Genomic DNA, 25,385 nt, shown 5'->3' on the forward strand with positions numbered 1-25,385 from the left:
GAACTGGCCGTTAGGTCGATCAGGAGAAGGGAGGAACCATGCTCGGGGCCGCTGGGATTCCGTTGGCGCTGATCGCGGCGGCGCTGACCACGACGATGCTCGCCGCGCTGCGCACTCGTGGTGTCGTGCCCATCTTCCTCCTCACGCAGGTGGTGTTCTGGAGCCTCTCGTACCTCGCGCGACCCCTGGTCCTGCTGTGGGCGCAGCCTCAGCCTCGATTCGCGGACCCCGTGGCCGACCCCCGTCTGGCCGAGATCGGCTACGACCACGCGATCGCCGAGGTCCTGCAGCCCGTCGTGCTCGGTCTATGGGTGAACGCCCTTCTCGTGCTCGGGTACGCGGTCTGGAGCCGCAGCCGAACCGCCGCGACGACGGTGCGCAGCACCAACCCCGATCTCGTCGCGACATTGACGGCGGTGTACGTCATCGGCTTGCTGGGCCGAGCCGCGGCCTACGTGAACGGCTCCGCAGGCTCGGCAGGTCAGCTCCGCAGTCAGAACGCCGTCCTCAGCCTCGTCGCGGCGCTCGCGGCCCTGGGCGCCGTCGGGCTGATCATCTTCTTCCGCCCGCCGGACCGCAGGCTGTCGATGCTGACGGTCGGAGGGCTGATCTGCGTCGAACTCCTCTGGAGCGCCGCGGCCGAATCGAAGACCCCGATCATCAGCGCCACCCTGGCGGTCGCGGTGCGCTTCGGGTTCGCCGGGTGGACCCGGCGGCGGTCGGCCATCGTCCTCGCCCTCGCGGCCGTCGGTTTCGGCGCGTTCGGCTGGCTCCAGGGACTCAAGGAGTCCGCTGCGACGACGTACGCCTCGACGGTCGTCGATGCGGGGTATCCGGTGGCGATCCAGCCCTTCCTGCCCATCCTGCGTCGGTTCGATCTGCTGGCGGCCGCCACCGACGGCTACTACCTGGGTGGGCGCGCGTGGCTCTCGCCCGGGGAGGTCCTCGTCCACGGGCTGGAGAGCTTGGTGCCGGCCCAACTGCTCGGCAGTGAGAAGTTCCAGGCCGGGGTCAGCTGGGCCAGGGAGGTGCGTGGGGCCTCGGTGGACATGGCCAAGATCTCGGTATCACTCGCCGAGGGCAACATCAACGAGGGCTACGTCCTCGGTGGCTATGTCGGTGTGGTCGTGGACGTGCTGTTCACGTTCGTGCTGCTGCTCCTCGCGGTGCGGGCGCTGCGCTCACGGAGCACCGTCCTCACCGTGCTCGGGCTGGCCGTCACCGCCTCACCCGTGTTGTTCGAGCGCGGAATCCTGGGGAGCACGGAGCTCCTCGGCAAGGTCCTCCAGCTCGTCGTCGTCGTCTGGATCGTGGACCTCGTGGTCCGGGAGTTCCGGAAGCGGCCGGTGGATCCCGTCGGCGCCATCCCTCGACGTCACGACATCGGGGCGTGGGCCGGAACCCGAGCGAAAGGCTTAGCGATGCCTCTGACCAAGTTCCTCCTCGTGCTCCGCCGGCGATGGCTGACCATCGCGGCGACGACGTTGGTGTGCCTGGCTGCCGCGGCGGTGTACGCCTCGACCATCCCGACCCAGTACACGGCGACGACCCGCCTCTACGTGTCGATGGCGACCGGGACGTCGGTGAGCGATGCGTACGAAGGCGGGATGGCTGCGGAACAGCGGGTCCCGTCGTACGCCCGGGTCGCGAGCGGCGCCACCGTGGCGGAGTGGGTGATCCGCGATCTCGGCCTGCGTACCATGTCACCTGCTGAGCTCGAGGAGAAGATCTCCGTCGACTACCCGCCGGCCACGACGCTCCTCGACATCTCCGTCACCGACGCCAGCCCCGAGCGCGCGCAGCTGCTGGCCGACGGCGTGGCAGCACAGTTCCGGAAGCTCGTCGGCCAGATGGAGACGACGGTCCGGGGGGCCGCGCCGGCCGCTCAGGCCAGTGTGGTCGCACCGGCGGCCGTCCCCACGCAGCCCACTGCTCCGCACACCTCGCGGTTGCTCCTGATCGGCGTGCTCGGAGGTCTGGCGCTGGGCTGCCTCGCGGCCTTCGTGCGGGATCGTCTCGATGGCCGGGTGCGCACACGCGAGCGACTCGCCGAGCTCCTGCCGGTACCCGTTCTCGTCACCATCCCCGGCGTCGAGCCGACGGCCACGAAGGCGTTTGCGCTCCTGCGCGCGCGGCTGAAGTCCGCAGGCGGCGGTCTCGTCCCGCGTACCTTGCTGGTCACCAGCTTCTCCGAACAGTCGACCCCGAGCGTTGCCGTCCGATTCTCTCAGGCACTGGGCGCCTCGGGCCGTCGGGTGGCGCTGGTCGACGCCGACACCTCCGGGGACGGAATCTCCGCCTGCATGGACATGGCTTCGGCGCCCGGGCTGGCGGACTGGTTGCGGGCACCGCAACTGTCCCTGGACGAGCTGGTGCAGACGTCGGTCGACGGGGTCGGCGTGGTGCCGCTCGGCGCTGTCGACGAGCGGACCGGCGATCTGGTGGACTCAGAGCGCTTCGCTGAGCTCCTCCTCACCCTCCGGACGAGGTTCGACCACGTCGTGGTCGCCACCGCGCCGGCGGCGGTCGAACCCGCCGCTCTTGCCGTCTCTGCGGGCTGTGACGGCGTTCTGGCCGTGGTCGAACTGGGCTCGACCACGGGGGAGCAGGTACGCGCGGCGGCGGCGAGCCTCGACGGGTCCGGCTCGGCACTGATCGGCGCGGTCGCGCTCGGCGCTCCCGCGCGACGGGCCACGCTCCGGAGCAGGAAGTCGCTCGCGGCGCTCCTGCGGCGCGTGGGCGGGTGGATCGACAGGCGACGTGGGCGGCGGATCGACGAGCGGCGGACCGACGAGCAGCGGATCGACGAGCAACGGATCGACGAGCAGCCGATCGACGAGCAGCCCCCGGCTCCTGCGTCGAGCTCGCCGCGGAGCCCCGTCACCGTCTCCTCGACATCGTCGAACTGATGTCCGACGAAGGTCTGACCCGGCGTTCGTTGATGGCCGCCTCGTTCGGTGCTGCCGCGCTACCGCTTGCTGCGTGCGCGTCTCCGCCACACGAGACCCGGATCGGGTACACCGCAGCGCGACAGGAAGCGGACGGTCGTGCGGCTCGCAATGTCCGGGACTTCGGCGCCGTCGGCGACGGCACCGCCGACGATACCGACGCGATCGCGCGAGCGGCCGCCGGCGGCGGACCTGCCATCCTGTACCTCCCCGCCGGGCAGTACCGCGTCACGGCGTGGCCGGAGCTGCCCAACTTCTCGACGGTCGTGGGAGACGGCGGCGACGTCAGTACCGTCGTCCACACCGGCGACGGGACGCTGATCAACCTGCGAGGCAAGCAACGAGTGAGCTTCACCCGCCTCGGCGTCTATGTGATCCGCCCGAAGGCCTCGGCGGTATCGCTGTCGGGTTCGTTCCGTTGCTCGTTCGACTCGGTCGTGCTACGCGGAGATCATCTCAGCGACAACTACCCACAGTTCTTGGAACAACGCGGCGTCATCCTCGACGAGAACACCGGCGGCACCGCCTTCGTCAACTGCGACATCAACAACTTCGGCGTGGGGATCGTCACCTCCTGCATCCAGAACTATCTCACCTCCTCGAAACTCACGAACAACTACGTCGGGGTTCTCGGTACCGGCAACGATCACAACGCCGGGCTCGCGCTGGCGAACGTGGAGTTCGTCTCCGACGTCGACCCGAAGACGACCAACCAGCACATCCGTGTCGATGGTGCCGCGAACGATTGGTGGCTCACGAACGTCTGGTTCGAGGGCGCGGACATCGCTGTCTCGGTCGGCGACCTCGGTCGCGGCGGCCCCGCGCAGTTCGGCATGGTCAACTGCAAGGTCGCTGCCCGCAGCGTATGCGTCGACCTGGTCTACTGTCGCCAGCCCTACCTCGCCGACGTCCAGTTCGGCCGGGACCTGGACCAGCCCCCGGCCGAGCTGCGGATCGATCCCGGTGGGTGTCCCGAGGGTACGGCCGTGAACCTGATCTCCATGGTGTCCCAGGACCTCGATCCACGGTCGTTTCCGGCGGGGTGGAACGTGACCGGTCGGGGGATCCGCTCCGGGGGCGCCTTCGTTGCGCCGCTCGTCACCCGGGCATGGTCGCCCGGAACCGATCTGCTGCAGGCCCAGGCGTCCGACGGCTCTCCGCTGTCCGCGATCCTCCCGAGCGGCGCCTGGCTCTCCGACCGGGCGGACGGCGGCGTGATCCTCAAAGACCCGGCGGGTCAGTACTGGCGGCTGTCGGTCTCGACCGAGGGACGCGTGGAGACCACCCCGCTGGGGGGACGACGACCACCGGCGTGAAGCGCGGTGGCGAACCTGTGGGAGATCACCCGGGAGATATGGGCGACCGTCCGGACGTCGTCTCCGCCCCGGAGTCGACCGCAGCGTCAATGATCGTGGCGGCCTGTTCGAAGGCCGCCCTGCTCGCATCGATCTGGCACGCCGCGGCCTCGAGCAACGGAGCCCGTAGATCGGGAGCCTGCGTCCACAGCCGGGAGATCGAGCCGCGCAAGCGGTCCTCGACGTCATCACTGTCCAACCTGACCAACTCCAGGCCGGTGCCGAACATGGTCGCCAGTCCCTCGAACTTGTCGTCGTAGTACCGCGAGCTGGACAGGCCCACCACCGGAATGCCCTGTGCCAGGGCGAAGACCGCGACGTGGTAGGCGCCGCTGACCACGATTCGGCACCGACCGACCTGGCGAGCCAGGGCCCATGGGCTCGCGAACCTACCCAGGGGCGGGGTCGCCGCGGGCGAGTGTTCGATCAACGGCAACGTGGAACGACGGTCCTCTGCCGCGTGCTCGGACACGATCAGCGGGATGAGGTCGGCGCTGCGCTCGGCGGCCTCGGCGCGCAGGACCCTGCCGAGGGTCGTTCGGGTTCCGTCGGTCACCGGCGAGTACTCGGCCACCCGAAGACACGTGCCGATGGCGCTCCCTCGGTGCGCGTTCCTGGTGGCGTAGCTGAGCTCGATCGCGTCGTCCCCGGTGACCACCACCCGGTCGGCCGGAACACCGAGGGAGCGCAGCAGCTCAGGTCCGCGCACGCCTTCCCGCAGGGCGATCAGGTCGACTCTCGGCAGGACCCGCTCGGCGTGGCGCAGCAGTTCCTCGTCACGCAACGGCCCTATCCCGTGCCCGACCATCGCGGTGGGAATCCCGTGCTCGGTCGCATACTCGAGCAGGTCGAGCGTGCGCTCGGTCTGGGCGCGGTCCACGTCGGTCAGGTAGCCGCCCCCGATCGCGATCACCACGTCGGTGTCACCGAGCGCATTCGGCAACCGTCCGCCCTCGCGATGGAGGCTCCGGCGGTTCACGCCTGTTGCCTCGCTCGCGCGGTCGTCGCTCGGGTGCCTGCGGCGTAGCCGCATCGCGATCCTGCGCGGCAGCGCCCGCGCGGCATCCAGACCATTCAGCAGCGGGCCGGTCGCCGCTGGGCCCCACCGCCCGGTCACCCTCGCTCGGGGAGACCGCCGCGGCCAATCGCCGCCCCGCTGACAGAAGATGGGCTCGACCGTGGGCTCGTACGCCGTCAACAGTGCCGGCGCAGAGGTGAGAACTCCGATCCGCCCGTCGGGCCACCGCCCGGCGATGCGGCGCACCATGACGGCCAGCATCGCGAGGTCGCCCTTGTTGTTGAGCCAGTACTCACCGTTCTCGACGAGCACACGCAGTGGGCCTCCAGCGGGTGGGGAGACCGAGGTCGGACGGTTGTTCATGTCCTTCTCTCAGAGTGCCACTTCACGGGCGAGACCGGACGGAGCCGATGACGGGTCAGGCCGACGACCCACGACGGCGCGGGACCGCACCCACAACCGCCCGAGGCCGGCCCGGACCAGGCGCAGGTCACCCAGGATGACGTCGACCCGAGACACGAGCTCCGGATATTCCCGCGAGATGCGGTGATGAAAGTGGAACATGTCGGACAGCTTGCTGAGACTCGAGGTCTGGCTGCACAGATTGAAACTCGAGGAACGCCACGCCGCAGTGCGCTCCGGCATACCGAAGAAGCTGCCGAACGCCGCGACCCGCGCGAACAGGTCCACGTCCATGGGAAACACGAGGTCGCCGCGGAACCCGCCGGCGCGGTCGAAGTGCTCTCGACGGAACATCGAGGCGGCCGTGGGTCCGAAATCGGCGGGGCCGCGTCGGACGACGGTCCGTACGAGCGCCCGCGGCGGGTGCAGTCCGATCAGTCCAGGGATCCCGAGCCCGGCCTCCTTCATCGCACCGCCCTCGTCGATGACGTCGAACCGTGACGAGACGAGGGCGATCGCCGGATCCTTCATGATCTCGCGCTGCGCAGCGATCGATCCGGGCGTCAGCACGTCGTCGGCGCAGACGATCTTCACCAGGTGCCCGGTCGACAACTCCACGACCCTGTTCCAGTTCTGCCCGATCGGCAGCACCTCGTCGTTGCGGAAGACCCGCATCCTGTCGTCACCGAACGAGCGTGCGATGGCGCCGGTGCCATCCTCGCTGGCGTTGTCGAGCACGACCAGTTCGAAATCCAGATCCGTGTCGAGGATGGAGCGGAGCGTCGCGTCGAGTGTGCGCGCGCCGTTGTACGCGGGCACGCAGACGGAGACCGTGGGTTCCGTTGACATCAGTACCGCCTGCGACGAGGGCCGAGGGCCACCATCGGCGTCGAGAGATCGGAGGCGCCGTCACGCACTCCCACTCGACGTCGCCGAGCGCCTGACCGGCGGGTGGTCGCGGCCGGCCGGTTGAGTAACGGCACCCGACGCCCCGCTTTCATCATCTGAGCTTTCATCACCTGGCAGTACCACACGAGCCGCGTGGAAACGGCGTGCTCGTCTTGCCAAGTAGATTCGCGCGTTCGCACTGTGCGCGCATCGTCAAGGCTGATGACTCACGAGCCTCGTTTCGAGCGCTCGGGAGGGTCGGGCAGCTGGCGCACCAGCGCGACGGCTTCCAGCTGCGAGCCGACCTCCAGCTTTGTCAGGAGCGACCGGATCTGGGTGCGGACCGTCGGCATGCTCACCACGAAGTGCTCGGCGATCGCCGCGGCACGCATTCCTGCGGCGAGCAGCTCGAGCACGTCCCGCTCGCGGTGACTGAGCCGGGCCAGGCGTCGGGAGAGCTCACGCTCCTGCTCTCGATAACGACGGTGGCGTTCGAGCCACTGATGGTGCTCAGTCTCTGACATCACCGGCGTCCCGCCCGCGGCGGCGATCACCGTGCCGAGGAGCTCGGCGAACGAGCGCGACTTGGGTAGCGCGCCGATCGCGCCGGCGGCGATCGCGGAGGCGGTCCCGGGGTCGTCCGCACTGCCGCTGACCACGAGGACCTTCCACCCCGCCGCCCTGAGGCCTCCCACCAGGTCGGCACCGTGGACGTAGCGCCCCTCGGCGTCGCGGTTGAGGTCGAGGTCCAGCACGACGAGCCCGGCTCGGTCGGTGGCGGGTCGACTCACGAAGTCGGCCACCTCGGCGACCGGGAGCGTCCGCGCGTCGAAGCCTTCGCTACGGAGCGCCATGGTGAGGGTCGTGCTGAACAGCTCGTGGTCGTCGATGATCCGCACGGGGTATGGCCGGCTCGAGGCGGAGCCTTCCTCGACGAGGAGAAGCATCACGACGTGTTCTGGAGACGGGGTCGGTCGAGGGCCGGCGGCGCCGGGTCCGGCGCCGCCGGAAGGTCGACGACGACGACGCACCCCGGCGCGTCCGGGTCGGCCGGGAGGACGGTGATGGTGCCGTTCTCGGCAGCGACCAGCCGATGACAGACGTGGAGACCGAGACCGAGTCCCCCGCGCGTCCCGTCGTGCACACCGGGCTCGAACACGGCGTCCTCGGTCCCGGGCTGGAGACCTGGTCCCCAATCGCGGACCTGGATGACCACCCGGTCCTCGTGACGCTCCGCCGTGACCCGCACCGGGCTGCCCGGCGCGTGCCGGTGAGCGTTCTCGAAGAGGTTGATGAGGACCTGTGCCAGCCTCGCGGACGAGCCGACGGCCCGCAGTCCGAGCTGCAGCTCCTGGTCGACGACCATCCCGGCCGAGCGGCGAAGCGTGATCAATCCCTGCAGGACCGGTGATACGGCGTAGGAGCTCGTCGGGGCGATGGCCTCGCGGCCGACCGGTGTCTGAAGCAACTCGTCGAGCCGATCGAGTTCCGAGGCCACCACCGTGCTCAGCTGAACGGGGTCCGGGCAGCCGCCGCCGAGCAAGGTCGTCGCTCCGGCCAGGCCCGCCAGGCCGTTGCGCAGCTCGTGATCGCGCTCGGCGGCCCGTGCGAGCCGAGTCTCCGCCAGGCGGAGTTCCTCCTCCAACGAGTCGTGCTGGTCCTCCAGCGAGCCGAGCGCCTGCCGCGCCAGGCGAAGGGCCCCGTACAGCACGAGGGCGATCGCCGTCAGCCGGAGACCGGTCGAGGCCGCGGCGACCTCGGCCTCCGGCCAGCCGAACGCCGCCGCGTTGACGACGCGTGCCGTACCGAGAAGGGCCAGCCCGACACCCACCACCGCGAGTCCCTGGTCCTCCCGATGCGCTCCTCGGCCCACGATCGCGGCGCCCGCTCCGGTCCACACCAGCCCGATCCCCAACGGCACCGGTACGAACCCGGCCAGCAAGGCGACGACGGAGGGAAAGGCCGCGGCCACCGCGGCGCCCCCGAGGACCGTCAGGGCGCTACCGAGCAGCACGAGGCGGACCCGAGAGCGGGTCAGTGGACGGTCGGTGACGGCCGCGGTCACGAGCAGTCCCGCCACGACGCCGTCGATGAGCACCCGTGCCGCGGCGGTGGACGGGGTGGGGTTCAGGGCCGCGACCATCAACGCCGGGACGGCGAGCAGCCCGTAGGCCCCCAGGGCCAGGCTGACCCATCCGACGTGCGGATCCGCGGTGAGGCGCGCGGCGAACACCGCGAGCATCGTGGCGGCCCCGCCGGAGCACGCCGCGAGCACCGCGAACACCAGTGTCGCCCCGGCCGACGGGAGCCCGTGTTCCAGGACCCAGCCCGCCAGCAGGAGGGCCACGGCGCCCGCGCCGAGGACCAGATGTCGAGGCACCCTGAGCCCGGGGCCGCCGAGACGGACCGCCGAGGGTGGTCCGCCCGTGGCGTCCTCGCCGATGGGCCACCACCTCTCATCGCATCTCTGCATCGCTTCTCCCCCTGAGCGGCGACGTCGGGCGGAGTGACGTCCGCCCAGGCCGGTGACCACAAACCCCCAAACGCTCCGGAGGACCCGGCCCGATCGGCCGGGCCAGTACTCCGAGCGTGGTTCGACGGCTCGCACGCTAGCAGCGCCGAGTGATCAAAGACGAGATGCAGATGCACTCGATGTGCGCATTGGTTGTATCGAATGAACTGAAAGTCACGCAGTGTTAGCGCCGCTTGGCGTAACTGAACGCCCATCCGGGTCAAGGATGAAGGATGCGCGGACCGACCTGTGTCGCTGGAATGGTCCCTTCCTGATCATCGGCCTCGTCGTGGTCCCGTCGCACGGCGAACGTCGAAGCCTGAACAGGCGGGTGATCAGGCGCCCGTCCGGTCGCCCGACAGGCGCGCCACCACCCTGAGCGGGGCGGCTGCGTGCGGGTCGTCGAGCAGGCTGCGCTCCGCGTCCTCGACGGCCGGAGCGAGCCGGTCGTGCAGCGCTCGACCCCGCGCCCCGGCTGCGACCAGGACGCGGCGGCGGTCGGCGGGGTCGGCCTCGCGGTAGACCAGGCCCAGGGTCGCGAGGCGGTCGACGACGCGCGTGAGCGTCGAGTCGTCGAGCCGGGTCTCGGCGACCAGGCCGCGCATGGCCCGGGCGCCGTGCACCCGCGAGGGCCCGTAGCCCAACGCGTGCTGCTCGCTCTACCTGCCGACGGGGATCTTCGACTTCGACATCCGCCCGAACGGTGACGGCCCCACCCTCGTCGACCGGGGACAGTGCGCCACGGCGAGCTGAAGCGCTGCTCACCCGGTCGGGCGCAACCATGCGCCCGGCCGGTGGTCAGCGGGGAGACTGCGGCCCGTGACCGGGACCGAGGCCGCCGACACCCACCTCGTGCGGTGGGGGCCGCTGCGACTGGACGTCGAGCCCGGCGTCTACGGGACGGTCGTGCTGATGACCGTGCTGGTCGTCGCGCTCGACGACGGCATCGAGGACTTCGCCGAGGCCGCGCAGGTGATCCTGGGACCGCTGCTGGCGACGTTCGCCGCGCACCTGTTCGCGTCGGTCCTCGCCCGCGTCGCCCGGCAGGCGGCCCCGCCGACGCTCGCGGAGCTCCGGCACCTCACGGGGCACGCGGCGCAGTACCTCGTGCTCGCCGTCGTCCCGCTGCTCGTCGTCGTGGTCGGCGCGGCGAGCGGGCTCTACGACCCCGAGGACGCCGTCGACCTCGTCTGCTGGCTGGGGCTGGCGTACCTCGTCGTCCTCGGCGGCGTCGGCGGGTGGCGGGCGAGGCGGGGCGTACCGGGTGCGCTCGTCGGGGCGGTGGCCGCCGCGGTGCTGGGGTTCGTCGTCCTCGTCCTGCGGGTGGTGCTGGAGCACTGACGCGTCACATCGGTGAGCGTCCGGGGAACGATGCGTGGCGCGTGGACGTCCTGGATGCATGGTGTTCTCGGCGCGGCGTCTCATGCTGGCGGCCCTGCTCGTCGTCGGTGCGGTGATCTGGGTGCGCATCAACAAGCCCGTCGAGGGCGACGTGCTGCTCGAGCTGACCTCCCGGCACGGCGTCACCACGGCCGACCTGCTCTCCCTGGTCATGCTCGCGATGGCGCTCGTGATCGCGTGGCCCTCACGACGGCCGCCCCGACCGCCCTCGTCCGGGGCTGCTCCGGTCGGATGGACGGGCCCGCCGCGGGAGTCGTCGCCCTACCGTGACCCGTCGGCACACGGACAAGCACGCACGAGACGGAGTCACACGTGGTCTGGCTGATCACCGGGACGAGCAGCGGGTTCGGGCGCGCGATCGCCCGGGAGGCGTTGGCGCGCGGGCACCGCGTGGTCGCCACCGCCCGGAGGGTCGAGGACGTCGACGACCTCGCCGCGCTCGACCCGGAGCGGGTGCGCACCGCCCCGCTGGACGTCACCGACCCGGCGGCCGTGAAGGCGGCGGTCGACCTGGCGGTGGCCGCGTTCGGGCGCATCGACGTCGTCGTCAACAACGCCGGCTACGGCAGCCGCGGGGCGTTCGAGGAGTTCACCGAGCAGCAGATCCGTGACCAGTTCGAGGTCAACGCCTTCGGTGCGCTCGCCGTCACGCGGGCGGTGCTGCCGGTCATGCGCGCCCAGGGGTCGGGTCACGTGATCCAGATGTCGTCGCTCGCGGGGGTGCGTTCGGCGCTCGGGGGGTCGGCGTACTCGGGCTCGAAGTTCGCGCTCGAGGGCGCGTCCGAGGGGCTCGCGGCGGAGGTCGCGCCGCTGGGCATCAAGGTCACGATGATCGAGCCGGGCCCGTTCCGCACCGACTTCGCGGGCCGCTCACCGGCGCGCGCGGAGCCCATGGAGGCCTACGCCGAGATCCTCGACGAGTCGCGCGCCCGGTTCGCCGCGCTCCACGGCACCCAGCCCGGCGACCCCGAGCGCGCGGCTCGTGCTGTCGTCGACGTCACCGAGCTCGACGACCCGCCGCTGCGCCTGCCGCTCGGCCCGTCGGCGTTCGATTCCATCCGCGCGACCCTGAACGCACGCCTCGCCGAGCTCGACGCCGTCGAGGAGCTGGGGCGTCACACGGACTACCCGACGGAGACCGTGTCCTGAGGACACGGTCCTGCCCGGAACCACCGACCCGAGCGCGTCCCCTCGAGGCGGACGAGACCGGAGTCGGGGAACCACGGCCGCGCCCGCTCCGCGGTGACGACCACCCAGCGCCGCGCGACGGCGCGCGCCAGCGCGACCCACTCCGGGGTCAGCGGGGTGCCCACGGTGTGGTCGCGGGCGAGGGCGAAGCCGTGGTCGGAGGCGCGCGGGTCGGTGAACATCGGGTCGAGCAGGACGACGTCGACGTGCTCGCCGCGGGCGGCCAGGTCTGCGAGCACCTCCCGGGAGTCGCCGTGGCGGACCTGCACCGGGGCCGAGCCGGGCCGGGGAATGGCGCCGGCGAACCCCTCGGTGGCGAGGACGGCGAGGACGAGGTCGGCCTCGACGCCGAGCACCGCGCCGTCGGGTCCGAGGGCCCAGGCGGCGACGAGCGCGTCGCGGCCGAGGCCGAGGGTCGCGTCGAGCACGCGGTCGCCGTGCTGGAGCTGGCCGGCGCGGATCAGCGGGTCGGTGTCGCCGTGACGCAGGGCCCGCAGGCGCTTGGCCGCCGTGCCCTGGTGGAACGTCAGGCGCCCGCGCGCGGACTCGGCGACCCAGCCCTCCGCGGTGCACACCAGCGCGGTCGCGGCGTCCCCGCGCGCGGTCGCGACCGAGCGCCGGTTGCGGTCGACGACGGGCAGGCCCCAGGCGTCGGCGAGGCGCCGGGCCTCGGCGCACACCGCGTCCGACGGCGACTTGCTCGTCGTGACGACGACCCCGGCACCCACGTCCGGTGAGCCTGCCTCCTGCGTGCTGGTCCTGCCGCGCCGGGCCGGGCCGCGCGTGACACCGTGAGGCGGTGACGGCGACGGGGCGAGCAGCACGGACCGTGGTGACGACGGCGCTGGCGCTCCTGGTCCTCGGCGGGGTCCTCGGCGGCTGCTCGAGCGAGTACACGCAGGGCACGTCGGCACCGGCCGCGCGGCCGGACACCTCGCTCGAGGCGGCGCGCACCAAGCTCGGCCTCATCCAGCAGGACCCCTGCTACACCTCGCGCGACCTCCTGCGGCAGTGGCCGGTGTGCGGTCGCTGGGAGGAGGAGGTCCGCAACGTCGCGAACGCGGCGGCGGGCGCGAGGCCCGACGACCGCGAGATCACCGACCCGTCCGCCGCCGTCGAGACCGGCCACGAGCACTTCCTCCGCGCAGGGTGCCCCGCCGGCGTCGCCCCGGCCGACCCCGCGACGTGCGTGGCCGCCGTCGGCGAGACCCGGGTCGCCGTGACACGCCTCGCCGCCGGCATCGCCGCTGCCCGCTGATCACCGGCCGGTAGGGCAGGGTGCACGCCGTGGCGGAGGAGGAGCGCGCGAACGCGGCGCGCGTCTACGACTACATGCTCGGGGGCGCGCACAACCTCGGTTCCGACCGCGACACCGCGCGGGCGCTGCTCGCCGACTTCCCCTGGCTGCAGCGCATCGCGTGGGAGAACCGGGGCTTTCTCGCCCGCGCGGTGCGGTTCTGCCTGGACCAGGGCGTCGAGCAGTTCCTCGACCTCGGCTCCGGGGCGCCGACCGTCGGCAACGTCCACGAGATCGCCCGCGCCCGGCGGCCCGGGGCGCGGATCGCCTACGTCGACATCGAACCGGTGGCGGTGGAGCACGCGCACGAGCTGCTCGCCGAGGTCGACGGCGTCACGGCCACCCGCGCCGACCTGCGGCGACCCGCCGACGTGCTCGCCTCGCCGGGCGTCGCCGACCTGCTCGACTTCTCCCGGCCCGTCGCCGTGCTCGTGGTCGCCGCGCTGCACTTCGTCGCGCCGGACGACGACATCGCCGCGGTGCTGGCGGCGTACCGGTCGGTGCTGGCGCCGGGGAGCCTGGTCGTCGTCTCGCACGGCAGCGCCGACCAGGACGACCCCGAGCTGGCCGCCGCGATGGACACGATCACCGCGGTGATGGCCGCCAGCGAGACCCCGGCCTACTCGCGCACGCGTCGGGAGCTCGCCGATCTCTTCGCCGACGACCCCGGCCTCGAGCTCCTCCCGCCCGGCCTCGTCGACGTCACCGCCTGGCCCGCGCCCGAGCAGCGCGAGCCGGTCGGGGTGTACGCCGCGGTCGCCCGGGTGCCGTGAGCGAAGTTCGGGGCTAACGCCCCGAACTTCGCTCACGTGGGTGGGTCAGAGGAACGCGTCGAGGGTGATCGGCAGCGAGCGCACGCGCACGCCGGTGGCGTGGTGGGCGGCGTTGGCGATCGCGGCGGCCGCGCCGACGATGCCGATCTCCCCGATGCCCTTGGACCCCATCGGGTTGACGTAGGGGTCGTCCTCGTCGAGCCACTCGACGTCCATCCGACCGACGTCCGCGCAGGTCGCGATGTGGTAGCCGGCGAAGTCGCGGTTGACGACGTGGCCGAACCGGTCGTCGAGCACGCTCTCCTCGTGCAGGGCCGCGGAGAGCCCCATGGTCATGCCGCCGAGGAACTGCGACCGCGCCGTCAGCGGGTTGACGATCCGGCCTGCGGCGAAGACGCCGAGCATCCGCGGCACGCGGATCTCGCCGGTGTCGGCGTGCACGGCGACCTCGGCGAAGTGCGCGCCGTAGGCGTGCATGGCGTACTCGGCCGCCCACGGGTTGTCGGGGGTCGTGGCGTCGGCCTCGTCGCCGTCGTCCGGGTCGTCGCCGTACTTGTCGCGGAAGCGCTCCGCCGCCTCGGTGATCGCCGCACCCCAGGACGTGGTGCCGCTCGAGCCGCCGGCGGGCGACGCGGAACCGAACGCGGTGTCCCCGATGGCGAGGTCGATCCGCTCGACGGGCACGTCGAGGGCGTCGGCGGCGATGGCGGTGAGCGCCGCCCACGCGCCCTGCCCGATGTCGGAGGCCGCGATCTCGACGACGTAGCGCGGCGCCCCTGCGCCGTTCCCGAGTGCCCCGTTCCTGGCTGCCCGGACCCGCGCCTCGGAGCCGGGGAACCGCACGACGGGGAACGACGCCGCGGCCACCCCGGTGCCGTGCCACCAGCCGTCGACGAGACGCGACCGAGGGGTGGGGTCGCGGCGCGACCAGTCGAACCGCTCCGCGCCCCGGCGCAGGCACGCCACGAGGTTGCGGCTGGAGTACGGCAGGCCCTGCTCGGGGTCGACCTCGGGCTCGTTGCGCACCCGCAGCTCGATCGGGTCGACGCCCAGGGCGCCGGCGAGCTCGTCCATCGCGCACTCGGCGCCGAAACTGCCCGGGGCCTCGCCGGGGGCGCGCATGTAGGTCGGGACGCCGATGTCGAGGGGCGCGACGCGGTGGGTCGTGCGCCGCGCACCGGCCTCGTACATCCCGCGGCTGAACGCCGCCGTGGGCTCGACGAACTCCTGGATGCGGGAGCTCTGCTCGACGACGTCGTGGGTGATCGCGGTGAGGCGGCCGTCGGCGTCGGCGCCGAGCGCGACGTGCTGGATCGTCGCGGGCCGGTACCCGACGAGGTCGAACATCTGCTGGCGCGTCAGCGCGTACTTCACCGTCCGGCCCGGAACCGCCCGCGCGACGAGCGCCGTCAGCACGGTGTTCGGGTGCGTCCCGCCCTTGGACCCGAACCCGCCGCCGACGTGCGGGGCGACGACGTCGACGTCGTCCTCGGCCAGCCCGAACGCCCCCGCGAGCGCCTGCCGGGTCCAGCTGACGGCCTGGGTCGCCTCGTGCACGACGAGCCGCTCGCCCTCCCAGACGGCGACCGTCGTGTGCGGCTCCATCGGCTCGTGGTGCTCCATCGGCGTCCGGTACGTGGCGCGCACCGTCACCGCGGCCCCCGCGAGCGCCGCGTCGGGGTCGCCGCGGGTGTCGTCGGCGGGGGCGCCGGTGACGAGGGTGTCGGGGCCGTAGAGCTCGGAGGAGTCCTCGTCGAGCGCGGCGACGTGCGGCTCCTGCGCGTACGTCACCCGCACCAGGTCGGCTGCCTCGCGCGCCGTCTCCGACGTCGTGGCCACCACGGCGGCGACGTACTGGCCGTACTGGTGCACCTGCGCCGACTGCAGGACGCCGTGGTCGGGGTCGATCGCGTCGGACAGGCGCGGCGCGGTCTCCGGGGTGAGCACGAGGACGACGCCGTCGAGGGCGTCCGCGGCGGACGTGTCGATCGCGGTGACCCGGCCGCGGGGGATCGCCGCCTGCACCGGGAACAGGTAGAGCGGCTCGGCCGCCGGGTGCTCGAAGGCGTACGGGGCGCGCCCGCGGACCTTCTCGGGGCCCTCGGGACGTGGCATCGCCGTGCCCATGGCGTGGGGGGTCAGGGTCATGCGTGCTCCTCCCCGCCGGCCAGCCCGCGCAGCGCGGCGGTGACGGCGGCGGTCACGAGCGGCAGCTTGAACGCGGTGCCGCCGCGCGGGCTCTCGACGGGCCGGGCGTCGACGAGCTCGGCGCGGGCCGCGGCCCGGAAGGTGTCGTCGGTGGGGGGCGCGCCGACGAGGGCCTCCTCGGCCGCGGTCGCCCGCCAGGGCTTGTGGGCGACGCCGCCGAGGGCGAGGCGGGCGTCGGTGATCGTGTCGCCGACGACCTCGATCGCCGCGGCCACCGACACCAGCGCGAAGGCGAACGACGCGCGGTCGCGCACCTTGTAGTACGTCGAGCGCGCCGCGATCGGCGAGGGCGGCAGGTCGACGGCGGTGACGAGCTCGCCGTGGGCGAGGACGGTGTCGCGCGACGGCTCGCCGCCCGGCAGGCGGTGCAGCGTGGAGAGCGGGATCGAGCGCTCGCCCTCGGCGCCGAGCACGCGGACCTGCGCGTCGAGCACGGCCAGGGCGACGGCCATGTCCGACGGGTGGGTGGCGACGCAGGCGACGTCGGCGGGCTCGTGGGTCGCGCCGAGCACCGCGTGGTGGCGCGCCCAGCCCTCCAGCGCCGAGCAGCCCGAGCCGGGTTGGCGCTTGTTGCACGGCGTCGTGAGGTCCTGGAAGTAGGCGCACCGGGTGCGCTGCAGCAGGTTGCCGCCCGTGGTGGCCATGTTGCGCAGCTGGCCGGACGCGCCGGCGAGCATGGCCTGCGCGAGCACCGGGTAACGGGCGCGGACCCGCTCGTCGGCGGCGAGGTCGGCGTTGCGCACCCCGGCGCCGATCGACAGGCCGCCGTCGGGCGCGTCGGTGATCTCCGTCGAGGTCAGGCCGGTGACGTCGACCAGCGTGCTCGGCGTGGCGAGCCCGAGACGCAGGTGGTCGACCAGGTTGGTGCCGCCGGCGAGGAACGCCGCGTCGGGATCGGCGGAGACGGTGGCGACGGCGCCCTGCGCGTCGTCGGGTCGCTCGTAGGCGAAGGGCTTCACCGGGCCACCTCGCGGTGGGCGACCTCGTCGACCGCGTCGACGATGTGCGCGTAGGCGCCGCAGCGGCAGAGGTTGCCGCTCATGCGCTCGGCGATCTCGGTGCGATCGAGGTCGACCCCGGCCGTGAGGTCGGCGCCGAGGTCGGAGGTGACCACGCTCGGGTGGCCGGCGGCGGCCTCCTCGAGCATGCCGACCGCGGAGCAGATCTGGCCCGGCGTGCAGTACCCGCACTGGTAGGCGTCGTGGGCGAGGAAGGCCTCCTGCAGCGGGTGCAGCGCGCCGTCGGCGCCGAGCCCGTCCGCGGTGGTGACCTCGGAGCCGTCGTGGGCGACCGCGAGCGACAGGCAGGACAGGGTCCGGCGGCCGTCGAGGAGCACGGTGCAGGCACCGCACTGCCCGTGGTCGCAGCCCTTCTTCGCACTGGTGATGTCGAGGTGCTCGCGCAGGGCGTCGAGCACGGTGGTGCGGGTGTCGACGGTGAGCTCGTGGCGCCGCCCGTCGACGGTCAGGGAGAGATCGGCGTGCACTCCGGAGAGGTACCCCGTGTCTGCCACGCCACCCGCACGGGGGACCGGTCGACGGGACCGCCTCGTCGGCGCACGATGGAGGCATGGCAGAGGTCGAGATCGCCGGGGTGGGCCAGGAACAGGGCAGCGAGGACCCCGTGCTCCTGCTGCGCGAGCAGGGCGGTGCGCGCCGCTACCTCGCGATCTGGATCGGCGCGCCCGAGGCCACGGCGCTCGCGGCCGCCGAGGTCGCGGCGACCCTGCCGCGCCCGTTGACCCATCGCCTGCTCCTCGATGCGGTCGAGGCGTTCGGCGCCCGGCTCGTGCGGGTCCGGCTCACCGAGCTGGTCGAGGGGCAGTTCCACGCCGAGCTGGACATCACCACGTCCGACGGCGGCACCCGCGCGGTCTCGGCGCGCGCCAGCGACGCGGTCACGCTCGCCGTGCACCAGGGCTGCCCGATCGAGGTGTCCGAGGCGGTCCTCGACGAGGCCGCCCTGCCCGCGAGCGCCGTGGCGACGGTCGGCGGCGCCGAGGACGAGCCCGACGAGGCGGACCCGACCCCGGGCCCGGCGTCCCCCGACGTCGAGGACGAGGTGGAACGCCTGCGTCGCGCGCTCGCCGAGGCCACGCCCGACGACTTCAAGGCCGACGAGGAGTAGCCGGGCCTACCGGGAGGTGCCGGCCGGTGACCGCGCGTCCCACGGTGGCCGCGCGGTGGCGAGCACACCGATGGCGAGCGGCCCGCTGACCGAGGGGTCCGGCGAGCGCGGTGCGGGCACGACGGGCGCCACCGGCCTCGGGGCGGCGGCCGACACCTGACGGGTGCGGCGCTCGGCCCGCGACAGCCGCGCGGCCAGGGCCGCCTGCGCGGCCTGCTCCTGGCGGGCGGCCCGTCGCTCCCGCCACCCCAGGCGCGCGGCCGGGGCCGTCGTCGGCACCGCGGTCGCGACCGGGCTCGCGGGTCGCAGCGACAGCGTCGCCACGTCGAGGCCGCCGGCGGGTGGCGGGGTGGGCGCGGCGGCGCGGATCGCGGTGGCGATCTCGCGGCGGCCGGTCGGGCGAGCGGTGAGCCCGACCGTCGTGTCGGCGTTGCTGTGGCGTCCCATGGAGCACCTCCGTGTGCCCGGCGCGCAACGGCGCTGGGCTGATCGGCGTATCGCGCTCCAGGGTTGCCGTCATGAGGCCGTTCACACGCCCGACGCGAATCCGGCCACGGACGAGCGAACGTCGCAGCCCTAGCACCGACCTCCGGGTGCGGCACGTACATCCTTCTGGCGTGTTGCGGCGATTCACGTGACACTCCGTGTGTGACATGGGGGCGCGCGCATCGATCGGGCTCACCGTTCGGGGACGGCGCGGTACGGATGGCGGACGTGGGCCCGGAGCTCGTCGGGGTGCACGACGTCGAGGCGACGGCGCCGTACGTGGCGCGCGCGGCCGACGACCGGCTCGAGAACGTCCTCGGCGCGGACCGCCCGCTCGTGGTGGTCACCGGCGACCGGCTCGCCGGGACGTCCCGGGCCGTGCACCGCGGGCTGCGCCGGATGCTCGGGGACACCCGGCTCCTGGCCATCGCCGATCCGCACTCCGTCGACCTCGCGCGGGCGCTGACGTCGGCCGCGGAGACGGCCGCGCGCTCCGGGCCGGTGGTCGTGCTCGCCGACGACGCCCCGCCCGCGCTGCTCGACCAGGTCGTCCCCGCCGTCGTCGGGCGGCTGTCCACCGACGTCCGACTGGTGCTCACGGCCCGGCGGACGTCCCTCGACGCCTTCGTCGCGGGTCCCACCCGCGCGCTGCTCGACGACGCGCTGGTGACCATGCCCGCGGACGGGACGCCGGCGGGGGAGCGGGTGCGGCCGGTGCTGCGGGCGCGCGCGATCCTCGATCCCGTCGGGTGGTCGTCGCTCCTGCCGCTGGCCGTGCTGCGCACGGCGGTGGACTGGGAGCGCCTCCACGTCCCGGTCCCGCTGACGCCGCAGCTGCTCGCCGAGGTCGCGCCGGTGCACCTCGCCGCGCTGGGCGTGCCCGCGCCGGAGCCCGAGGAGCTGCGACGGGTGGCCCGCGACCTCGTCCGCGCCGACCACGGCGGGATGCGGCTGCTGCGCGCGACCCGACGTGACGGGCGCGTGCACCTCGCCGCCGACCGTCTCTTCTCCCACCTCGCCGACCGCGACGCGGCGGGCTGGGCCGTGCCCGAGGAGCTGGCCCGCGACCTGTGGGGTCGCCTCGGCCCGGAGGAGCGCGCCCGCACCGCGCGCGTCGCGCTCGCCCGGGGCGACGACCAGGTCGCCCTGTGGCTGGCGACGCAGGTCGCGCCCGACGACCTCGAGCCCGAGGCCCTCTACCGGCTCGGCGTCACGCTCGCGCAGCGCTCGGCCGCGCACACCCCCGAGCCGGGCCGTTGGGACCGCGGCGCGATCAACTGGCTGACCGCGGCGCTCGACCGTGCCGAGGGCGACCTCGTGGGCCGCGCCCACCGGATGATCCTGGCGATCGAGTCGCGGCGCGACGGCGTCGTCGACGTCCCCGCGGCCCGCGCCTCGGGGGAGGACCCGTCCGACAGCTCCCCGGAGGACCAGGCAGACCAGGCCACGGCGCCCCGCGTCCGGCTGATCCGGATGCGCGAGGTCGCGCGGACCTGAGCCGGGTCGGCCGGGTCAGGCGGCCACGCGGCGCAGGGAACGGTCGGCGACCGTCAGGACGGCGAACAGCACCGACGCGGCGAGCATGACGAGCGCGAGCTCGTGCATCCCCGCGGTGCCGGCGCCGTCGCGGAACACGATGCCGTTCGTCGCCGACGCCGTGATGGCGCCGAGGTAGAAGAACGTCCGCATGAGGCCGGCCGACGAGCCGAGGCGCGCGGGGTCGGCCTGGTGGTAGACGGCGTTCTGGTTGGCGAGGTTGTTCAGGCCCTGCGGAATGCCGGCGAGCACGGCGACGGCGAGCAGGAACCACAGGGCGCTCTGCGCGTCGACGAACAGCAGCAGGACGGCGAGCGCCACCTGCGCGAGCGCCCCGGCCAGCAACTTGCCGCGGATGCGCGGCGACCGCCCGGTGATCGACGAGACCACGATCCCGGCGGCGAACACCGGCAGCAGCACGAGCCCCGCGATCTGAGGGGAGAGCCCGCGCCCCTCCTCGAGCCACTGCGTGAACCCGTAGAGCAGGGCATAGGACGTGATCGCCGCGAGCAGTGACCGGGCGTAGGTGGCGAGCAGCGGGAGGTTGCCGCCGAGCAGGCGCAGGTCGAGGAACGGGGCGGGCGCGCGCAGCTCCCACCACGTCAGCCCGGCCCCGGCGGCGACGCTGAGCACGGGCAGCCACCACAGGTCGGCGCGCAGGTGCGTCAGGAACACCAGCAGCGTGACGAGCGTGGCCACGAACAGGACGATGCCGAGCGGGTCGATCGCGCGGAGGGCGTCGCCGGGACGCCCCGCCCCGTCCGGAGCACGGCGCGGCAGGTAGAGCGCGCCGAGGACCAGGCAGGCCAGGGCGAGCGGGACGTTGACCGTGAACGTCGCCCGCCAGCCGCCGACGCCGATGAGGAACCCTCCGAGCGTCGGACCGATCACCGCGACGGTCTGGGTCGACACCGCGAGCACCGTCAGGATGGTCGCCGGGCTCTCCTGCCCGGTGCGGTCGGCCTCGCCGCGGATCAGCGTCATCGCGGCCGGATAGCCCGCGCAGGTCCCCAGCCCGAGCAGGACCCGGGAGAGCACGAGCACGCCGATCGACGGGGCCAGGGCGCCGACGAGACCGCCGACGCCGACGAGCACCGCGCCGGCGAGGAAGAGCCGCCGTGCGCCGTAGAGGTCGACGAGGCGCCCGACCACCGGCTGGCCGATCGCCGTCGCGAGGTAGAGCCCCGAGACCAGCCAGGCGGTCTGCGCCGGCTCCGCGCCCAGCGCCGAGCCGATGGGGACGAGCGCGACCGCGATCATCGACGAGTTGATCGGGTTGAGGATCGCCCCGAGCACCATGGGCGCGACGAGCCGGCGGTCGAAGTGGCCGGGGACGGGGTCGGCGGCCGGTGACAGGCGATGAAGGGCGGTCGTCATCAGCGGGCGGTCACCACCCGGTCGAGCAGGCCCATGGCGGCGATGACCGTGGCGCGCTCGTCCTCGGTGAGCTGTTCGTGCAGCGTGCGCGCCAGCCACTCCTCGCCCGCGGCGCGAGTGCTGTCGAGCAGCGCCCGGCCGGCGGGGGCGACCGAGATCGTCTGGCGGCGGCCGTCCTCGGGATCGGGCCGGCGCTCCACCAGGCCGCGCTCGGCGAGCGCGCCGACCGAGACCGCCACCGACTGCGGGCGCACCCCCTCGGCCGCGGCGAGCTCGCTTGCTGTGCGCGGGCCCTCGCGGTCCAGACGGCTGAGCAGCGACGTCTGCGTCGGCGTGAGCTCGTCGGGGTCGCGCGACTCGCGCAGGCGCCGCCGCAGCCGTCCCACGGCGACGCGCACCTCGTGCGCCGCCCGCACCGCCGACGTGCTCAGCTCCCCGGTCTCCGCCACGGGGTCCAGGCTAGGTCGACAGTCTCAACTGTTCAATGTGGACTGTTCAGTTCGTCCTGTCGATCGCCCTCCATGTCCGCATGTCCGGCGATCCGGTCGGCGAACGCCGCGCTGTCGAGCGCGTCGGCGGTGCCCCAGGCGATGAGCAGCGGGAGGTCCGCGGCGAGGTCGAGGCGCGAGGTGGCGCGCACCCGCTGTCCGGCGCTGTCGATGGCGCTGCGCGCAACCGCGTCAAGCGACCCGTCACTCCGGGGTGAGCTGCGTCAGTCGAGTGGGGTCAGTCGAGTGGGGTCAGCCGAGTTGGGCCGACGGCCCGACCTGGCGCTCCCAGCGGTTCAGCGCCTCGACGAAGTAGTAGTCGCCGAACATGATCCCCGAGTCCTGCTGGCCCTCGGGCAGGTTCTGCGTGCCGTGGATCAGGATCGAGCGGAACGGGGTGTTCCGCGAGAGGTACTCCGGCGACGACAGCGAGGTGAGCATCCCGCGGGCGGCGTCGACGTCACCGGCCGCCCGAGCGGGGTCGAGCTGGCTGAGCTCGAGCAACGCGCTGGAGGCGATCGCGGCGGCCGAGGTGTCCCGCGGCTCCGGCGGCGCCTGCGGGACGTCGAAGTCCCAGTAGGGCACGCGGTCGGGCGGCAGGTGACCGGTGAACCAGTCGGCGGTGCGGTGCGCGGTCTCGAGATAGCGCGGGTCCTGTGTGTAGCGGTAGGCGGTCGCGAATCCGTAGATCGCCCACGCCTGGCCGCGGGCCCACGTGGAGTCGTCCTTGAAGCCCTGCATCGTGTAGGTCCGCTGCAGCGCGCCGGTGCGCTGGTCGTAGCCGCCGAACATCGACGTGCTGCCGTCGGGGCGCACGAGGTCGGTCATGGTGCGCTGCGCGTGCCGGTTCGCGATGTCGGTGTACTGCGGGCGCCCGTTCTGCCCGGCCCAGTACAGGAGCTCCAGGTTCATCATCGCGTCGATGTTGACCTGGTACTTCTCCGCGTCGTCGCGGTCGTCCCAGACGCGGATCAGCCCGACGGTCGGGTTGAAGCGGGCGGCGAGGGTGTCGGCCGCGGCCAGGGCCGTCTGCTTGGCGGACTCGTCGCCGGTGAGCTGGTGGTCGACCGCGAAGGTCATGAACATCTTGAAGCCGAGGTCGGTGTCGTCGTGCGTCGTCTCCGACGCCAGCGGCGCCTGCCAGCGCTCGGCGCGGTCGCGCCAGACCGGGTCCTGCGTGCGCTCGAAGACCCTCCAGAGCGCTGCCGGCAGGAACCCGGCGGTCCAGTCCTCGGCGTCCTTGGTCAGCCAGGTGCCGTCCGGGTTGGTGCGCACCGGGTAGGCGGGCGGCGCGAGCCCGTCGGCCGTGGCGGCCAGGCGCGCGTCCGCGAAGGTGAGGACGGGGCCGGCCGGGTCGGCGGCGGCGGAGGCGTCGCGTGCCGTGGCGACCGGTGTCTCGCTCGGTGCGGGCGGGGCTGTGGGCGCCGGGGGCGCGCTGCACCCGGTGACGGCGACGGCCGCGAGCGCGGCGGCCACCAACCCCTGCCGCACGGTCTTCCGGCCTGCTCCCATCGCGAACCCCCCGGGTCGCCGGCCGCTGCGGATGTCACGGCGGCCGTACGGGCGCAGGACGCTAACAGCCGCCCCCACCAGGGCCGACGGGCGGCTCAGCCGGCGATCGGCGAGCGGAGCTGGTCGTGCGCGGCGCTCCGCGGCGCCGGGATGCTCGCGACGACCGCGGCACGGCGGCGCGCGCGGACCACGGCGGCCGCGCGGTCGGCCTCGACGCGCCAGCCCTCCACCGTCTGCTGGTCCGTGGTGCCCTTGCGAGCCATCGACACGAGCGGCGTGGCCATCCACGCACCCGCCCCCGCACCCGCGGCACCGACGACACCCACGATGGCCAGAACGCCCATGACATCCCCCGATGTATCCCCGACGCTCCCCCGATGGAACGTTCTGGATGGTTCTCGCAGCGCAGCGGTCCGTCGTTATCGGCCGTGTGCCACACCACCCATTCGGTTGACGATCGAACATCCGGGCGGGCGGTCGCTTCGGGAACCGAAGGATCGCCGCGAAGGCGCTGGCGTCGGTCAGCTCTCGCTCTCGTACTTGAAGGACAGGGACAGCCGCACGCGGTAGTGCGTGATCTGCCCGTTCTCGATCACGAGGTCGGACTTCTCGAGCTCGGCGATCCGGAGGTCACGCACGGAGCTCGCCGCCGTCTGGATCGCGTTCTGTGCGGCCTTCTCCCAGGACTCGGTGCTGGTCCCGATGAGCTGGGTGACGCGGTAGACGCTGTCGGACATGGGATGGGGCCTCCTCGGTCGGTTCTCCTTGACACGGAGGGGGTGCCCGTTGTGATGCAGGCCACACCTCACGCGGCGAAGCGGTACCGACTCCCGACGGATCCGGGCACGAAGGCGTCCGGGAGCTCGGTGGCGAGGCGCATCTGCGCGCGCCAGCCCGTGCAGTGGGCCGGGACGACGGCGTCGGGGGCGAGCTCGCCGAGGGCGGCGACGGTCGGCTCGATGACGCGCTCGAAGCCCGGCCCGGTGAGGTGCAGCCCCCCGAGGAGGGCGTGCAGGTGCTCCACGCCGGTGAGGCGCAGGGCGTGGCGGGCGATGTTGACGGCGCCCGCGTGCCCGCAGCCGGTGATGACGACCAGGCCGCGGTCGCGGACGTTCATGACCAGCGCCTGGTCGTCGACGATCCACGGATCCGGCCGCCAGACGCCGTCGGCCCGGGCTTCGTGGTGCGGCATGCCCGTCTCGAAGTCGGTGACGCGGTCGACCTCGCCCGTGACCAGCACGCACCCGTCGAGCAGGACCGACGGCACCCGGCGCTCCACGAGGGAGAAGCCCTCGCCCTCGAGGGCGCGCCGCGACAGGGTCGGTATGACGAACGGCGGCGCGGCGGGCGGGGCGAGGCGGCGCGGGGTGAAGGCGTCGGGGTGCAGCACGAGCGGGAGGTCGTGGCGCCCGAGCCAGCGCACGAGGCCCGGGAAGCCGCCGGTGTGGTCGCCGTGACCGTGACTCAGGACGACCGCCGCGAACGCCGAGGGATCGACGTCGAGGCGACGTCCGTTCGACGCCATGCCCTCGGGGGAGACGCCGGTGTCGAAGAGCAGGGTGTGCTCGTGGTCGCCGCGGCGGACGGTGACGACGGCGGCGAAGCCGTGCTCGGCGACGAGACCCGGCGCGGCCTGCCCGTCGACGTATTGCTCGCCGGGCACGCGGCCGCCGGTGCCGAGACGTGCGCGCGTGCCCACGGCGTCGTCGGCGAGCAGCGCGTCGAAGACGTTGTCGGTCAGCACCGTGACGGTGACGTCATCCACCGGGGCGAGCGCGATCGGGTCGACAGCGGGGCCCGGCGCGGGACGCGGCGCCGCGAGGCGCATGTCCTCGGCACTCGCGGGCTCCCGGCACACACGGGGAAGCC

General features: G+C 73.3%; 26 protein-coding genes. 9 read left to right on the top strand and 17 right to left on the bottom strand.

What is annotated here, in order from left to right; all coding sequences use genetic code 11:
* The first annotated feature begins 38 nt into the window (after positions 1 to 38).
* Both PH189_RS06875 and PH189_RS06880 read left to right on the top strand, forming a co-directional pair.
* Complete coding sequence (locus PH189_RS06875; RefSeq protein ID WP_274188028.1) at positions 39 to 2,909, top strand: Wzz/FepE/Etk N-terminal domain-containing protein; 2,871 nt, start codon at positions 39 to 41, stop codon at positions 2,907 to 2,909.
* Positions 2,909 to 4,264: a glycosyl hydrolase family 28-related protein gene (locus PH189_RS06880; protein WP_274188029.1), complete on the top strand. Its 1,356-nt coding sequence runs from the start codon at positions 2,909 to 2,911 to the stop codon at positions 4,262 to 4,264. The genes PH189_RS06875 and PH189_RS06880 overlap by 1 nt, the downstream gene beginning before the upstream one ends.
* A 25-nt stretch (positions 4,265 to 4,289) precedes the next feature.
* On the opposite strand, the gene PH189_RS06885 is transcribed toward PH189_RS06880, so the two are convergent.
* The 5 genes from PH189_RS06885 to PH189_RS06905 form a co-directional block, all read right to left on the bottom strand.
* A complete protein-coding gene (locus tag PH189_RS06885; RefSeq protein ID WP_274188030.1) occupies positions 4,290 to 5,633 on the bottom strand; it encodes a polysaccharide pyruvyl transferase family protein in 1,344 nt (447 codons plus the stop codon).
* 60 nt (positions 5,634 to 5,693) lie between these two features.
* The gene (locus PH189_RS06890) at positions 5,694 to 6,572 is read right to left on the bottom strand and encodes a glycosyltransferase family 2 protein (RefSeq protein WP_274188031.1); all 879 of its coding nucleotides are present in this window, start codon (positions 6,570 to 6,572) and stop codon (positions 5,694 to 5,696) included.
* A gap of 266 nt (positions 6,573 to 6,838) precedes the next feature.
* Positions 6,839 to 7,558 (bottom strand): LuxR C-terminal-related transcriptional regulator, encoded by a 720-nt coding sequence (locus PH189_RS06895; RefSeq protein ID WP_274188348.1) that lies wholly within the window; start codon positions 7,556 to 7,558, stop codon positions 6,839 to 6,841.
* Entirely contained in the window at positions 7,558 to 8,991 is a 1,434-nt protein-coding gene (locus PH189_RS06900; RefSeq protein WP_274188032.1) for a sensor histidine kinase, read from the bottom strand. The genes PH189_RS06895 and PH189_RS06900 overlap by 1 nt, the downstream gene beginning before the upstream one ends.
* Before the next feature lie 467 nt (positions 8,992 to 9,458).
* The gene (locus tag PH189_RS06905) at positions 9,459 to 9,767 is read right to left on the bottom strand and encodes a MarR family transcriptional regulator (RefSeq protein ID WP_274188033.1); all 309 of its coding nucleotides are present in this window, start codon (positions 9,765 to 9,767) and stop codon (positions 9,459 to 9,461) included.
* Positions 9,768 to 9,942: 175 nt separating this feature from the next.
* On the opposite strand from PH189_RS06905, the gene PH189_RS06910 reads away from it, so the two are divergent.
* From PH189_RS06910 to PH189_RS06920, 3 genes are read left to right on the top strand one after another with little or no spacing between them, the layout of a single operon-like run.
* Complete coding sequence (locus PH189_RS06910) at positions 9,943 to 10,464, top strand: hypothetical protein (protein ID WP_274188034.1); 522 nt, start codon at positions 9,943 to 9,945, stop codon at positions 10,462 to 10,464.
* A 58-nt stretch (positions 10,465 to 10,522) separates the two neighbouring features.
* On the top strand, positions 10,523 to 10,849 hold the full coding sequence (locus tag PH189_RS06915; RefSeq protein ID WP_274188035.1) for a hypothetical protein: 327 nt from the start codon (positions 10,523 to 10,525) through the stop codon (positions 10,847 to 10,849).
* Complete coding sequence (locus tag PH189_RS06920; RefSeq protein WP_274188036.1) at positions 10,837 to 11,673, top strand: oxidoreductase; 837 nt, start codon at positions 10,837 to 10,839, stop codon at positions 11,671 to 11,673. Before PH189_RS06915 ends, PH189_RS06920 begins: the two co-directional genes overlap by 13 nt.
* Here PH189_RS06920 and PH189_RS06925 read toward each other — a convergent pair.
* Complete coding sequence (locus PH189_RS06925; RefSeq protein ID WP_274188037.1) at positions 11,649 to 12,440, bottom strand: class I SAM-dependent methyltransferase; 792 nt, start codon at positions 12,438 to 12,440, stop codon at positions 11,649 to 11,651. The genes PH189_RS06920 and PH189_RS06925 overlap by 25 nt on opposite strands.
* Positions 12,441 to 12,511: 71 nt before the next feature.
* On the opposite strand from PH189_RS06925, the gene PH189_RS06930 reads away from it, so the two are divergent.
* Together PH189_RS06930 and PH189_RS06935 are read left to right on the top strand one after the other, a co-directional pair.
* Positions 12,512 to 12,970, top strand: a complete 459-nt coding sequence (locus tag PH189_RS06930) for a hypothetical protein (RefSeq protein ID WP_274188038.1) — start codon at positions 12,512 to 12,514, stop codon at positions 12,968 to 12,970.
* A 29-nt stretch (positions 12,971 to 12,999) separates the two neighbouring features.
* Positions 13,000 to 13,782, top strand: coding sequence for an SAM-dependent methyltransferase (locus tag PH189_RS06935; RefSeq protein WP_274188039.1), 783 nt, complete (start codon positions 13,000 to 13,002; stop codon positions 13,780 to 13,782).
* 45 nt (positions 13,783 to 13,827) lie between these two features.
* On the opposite strand, the gene PH189_RS06940 is transcribed toward PH189_RS06935, so the two are convergent.
* The 3 genes from PH189_RS06940 to PH189_RS06950 are packed head-to-tail and all read right to left on the bottom strand — an operon-like array spanning position 13,828 to position 17,476.
* Positions 13,828 to 15,930: a xanthine dehydrogenase family protein molybdopterin-binding subunit gene (locus tag PH189_RS06940; RefSeq protein ID WP_274188040.1), complete on the bottom strand. Its 2,103-nt coding sequence runs from the start codon at positions 15,928 to 15,930 to the stop codon at positions 13,828 to 13,830.
* Entirely contained in the window at positions 15,927 to 16,949 is a 1,023-nt protein-coding gene (locus PH189_RS06945; protein WP_274188041.1) for an FAD binding domain-containing protein, read from the bottom strand. The genes PH189_RS06940 and PH189_RS06945 overlap by 4 nt, the downstream gene beginning before the upstream one ends.
* Positions 16,946 to 17,476 (bottom strand): 2Fe-2S iron-sulfur cluster-binding protein, encoded by a 531-nt coding sequence (locus PH189_RS06950; RefSeq protein WP_274188349.1) that lies wholly within the window; start codon positions 17,474 to 17,476, stop codon positions 16,946 to 16,948. Before PH189_RS06950 ends, PH189_RS06945 begins: the two co-directional genes overlap by 4 nt.
* 83 nt (positions 17,477 to 17,559) lie before the next feature.
* Here PH189_RS06950 and PH189_RS06955 point away from each other — a divergent pair, with 83 nt between their 5' ends.
* On the top strand, positions 17,560 to 18,117 hold the full coding sequence (locus PH189_RS06955) for a bifunctional nuclease family protein (protein ID WP_274188042.1): 558 nt from the start codon (positions 17,560 to 17,562) through the stop codon (positions 18,115 to 18,117).
* 6 nt (positions 18,118 to 18,123) lie between these two features.
* Here PH189_RS06955 and PH189_RS06960 read toward each other — a convergent pair whose 3' ends face one another.
* Positions 18,124 to 18,564 carry a hypothetical protein gene (locus PH189_RS06960; RefSeq protein ID WP_274188043.1) on the bottom strand — a complete coding sequence of 147 codons (441 nt, stop codon included), beginning with the start codon at positions 18,562 to 18,564 and terminating at the stop codon, positions 18,124 to 18,126.
* Between the two features lie 258 nt (positions 18,565 to 18,822).
* Between PH189_RS06960 and PH189_RS06965 the strand changes: the two genes are divergently transcribed.
* Complete coding sequence (locus tag PH189_RS06965; protein WP_274188044.1) at positions 18,823 to 20,100, top strand: hypothetical protein; 1,278 nt, start codon at positions 18,823 to 18,825, stop codon at positions 20,098 to 20,100.
* A gap of 15 nt (positions 20,101 to 20,115) precedes the next feature.
* Here the strand turns inward: PH189_RS06965 and PH189_RS06970 are convergent, their stop codons facing one another.
* From PH189_RS06970 to PH189_RS07000, 7 genes are all read right to left on the bottom strand, one after another.
* Positions 20,116 to 21,516: an MFS transporter gene (locus tag PH189_RS06970; protein WP_274188045.1), complete on the bottom strand. Its 1,401-nt coding sequence runs from the start codon at positions 21,514 to 21,516 to the stop codon at positions 20,116 to 20,118.
* Complete coding sequence (locus PH189_RS06975; protein WP_274188046.1) at positions 21,516 to 21,965, bottom strand: MarR family winged helix-turn-helix transcriptional regulator; 450 nt, start codon at positions 21,963 to 21,965, stop codon at positions 21,516 to 21,518. The genes PH189_RS06970 and PH189_RS06975 overlap by 1 nt, the downstream gene beginning before the upstream one ends.
* Before the next feature lie 32 nt (positions 21,966 to 21,997).
* Positions 21,998 to 22,156 (bottom strand): hypothetical protein, encoded by a 159-nt coding sequence (locus PH189_RS06980; RefSeq protein WP_274188047.1) that lies wholly within the window; start codon positions 22,154 to 22,156, stop codon positions 21,998 to 22,000.
* A gap of 100 nt (positions 22,157 to 22,256) precedes the next feature.
* Complete coding sequence (locus PH189_RS06985; RefSeq protein ID WP_274188048.1) at positions 22,257 to 23,495, bottom strand: glycoside hydrolase family 88 protein; 1,239 nt, start codon at positions 23,493 to 23,495, stop codon at positions 22,257 to 22,259.
* 116 nt (positions 23,496 to 23,611) lie between these two features.
* Positions 23,612 to 23,860, bottom strand: a complete 249-nt coding sequence (locus PH189_RS06990; RefSeq protein WP_274188049.1) for a hypothetical protein — start codon at positions 23,858 to 23,860, stop codon at positions 23,612 to 23,614.
* 177 nt (positions 23,861 to 24,037) lie between these two features.
* Positions 24,038 to 24,253 carry a dodecin family protein gene (locus PH189_RS06995; RefSeq protein WP_274188050.1) on the bottom strand — a complete coding sequence of 72 codons (216 nt, stop codon included), beginning with the start codon at positions 24,251 to 24,253 and terminating at the stop codon, positions 24,038 to 24,040.
* 68 nt (positions 24,254 to 24,321) lie between these two features.
* Complete coding sequence (locus PH189_RS07000; RefSeq protein ID WP_274188051.1) at positions 24,322 to 25,374, bottom strand: MBL fold metallo-hydrolase; 1,053 nt, start codon at positions 25,372 to 25,374, stop codon at positions 24,322 to 24,324.
* Between the last annotated feature and the right edge of the window lie 11 nt (positions 25,375 to 25,385).

It is taken from the genome of Actinomycetospora chibensis (genome assembly GCF_028737215.1).
GTDB lineage: Bacteria > Actinomycetota > Actinomycetes > Mycobacteriales > Pseudonocardiaceae > Actinomycetospora > Actinomycetospora chibensis.

What these genes read in the sequence shown, in the direction of transcription:
- PH189_RS06875 (WP_274188028.1), top strand. Translation starts at nt 39, where the DNA reads ATGCTCGGGGCCGCTGGGATTCCGTTGGCGCTGATCGCGGCGGCGCTG.
- PH189_RS06990 (WP_274188049.1), bottom strand. Translation starts at nt 23,860, where the DNA reads ATGGGCGTTCTGGCCATCGTGGGTGTCGTCGGTGCCGCGGGTGCGGGG.
- PH189_RS06960 (WP_274188043.1), bottom strand. Translation starts at nt 18,564, where the DNA reads ATGGGACGCCACAGCAACGCCGACACGACGGTCGGGCTCACCGCTCGC.
- PH189_RS06955 (WP_274188042.1), top strand. Translation starts at nt 17,560, where the DNA reads ATGGCAGAGGTCGAGATCGCCGGGGTGGGCCAGGAACAGGGCAGCGAG.
- PH189_RS06915 (WP_274188035.1), top strand. Translation starts at nt 10,523, where the DNA reads ATGGTGTTCTCGGCGCGGCGTCTCATGCTGGCGGCCCTGCTCGTCGTC.
- PH189_RS06970 (WP_274188045.1), bottom strand. Translation starts at nt 21,516, where the DNA reads ATGACGACCGCCCTTCATCGCCTGTCACCGGCCGCCGACCCCGTCCCC.
- PH189_RS06995 (WP_274188050.1), bottom strand. Translation starts at nt 24,253, where the DNA reads ATGTCCGACAGCGTCTACCGCGTCACCCAGCTCATCGGGACCAGCACC.
- PH189_RS06965 (WP_274188044.1), top strand. Translation starts at nt 18,823, where the DNA reads ATGGCGGACGTGGGCCCGGAGCTCGTCGGGGTGCACGACGTCGAGGCG.
- PH189_RS06895 (WP_274188348.1), bottom strand. Translation starts at nt 7,558, where the DNA reads ATGCTTCTCCTCGTCGAGGAAGGCTCCGCCTCGAGCCGGCCATACCCC.
- PH189_RS06940 (WP_274188040.1), bottom strand. Translation starts at nt 15,930, where the DNA reads ATGACCCTGACCCCCCACGCCATGGGCACGGCGATGCCACGTCCCGAG.
- PH189_RS06880 (WP_274188029.1), top strand. Translation starts at nt 2,909, where the DNA reads ATGTCCGACGAAGGTCTGACCCGGCGTTCGTTGATGGCCGCCTCGTTC.
- PH189_RS06890 (WP_274188031.1), bottom strand. Translation starts at nt 6,572, where the DNA reads ATGTCAACGGAACCCACGGTCTCCGTCTGCGTGCCCGCGTACAACGGC.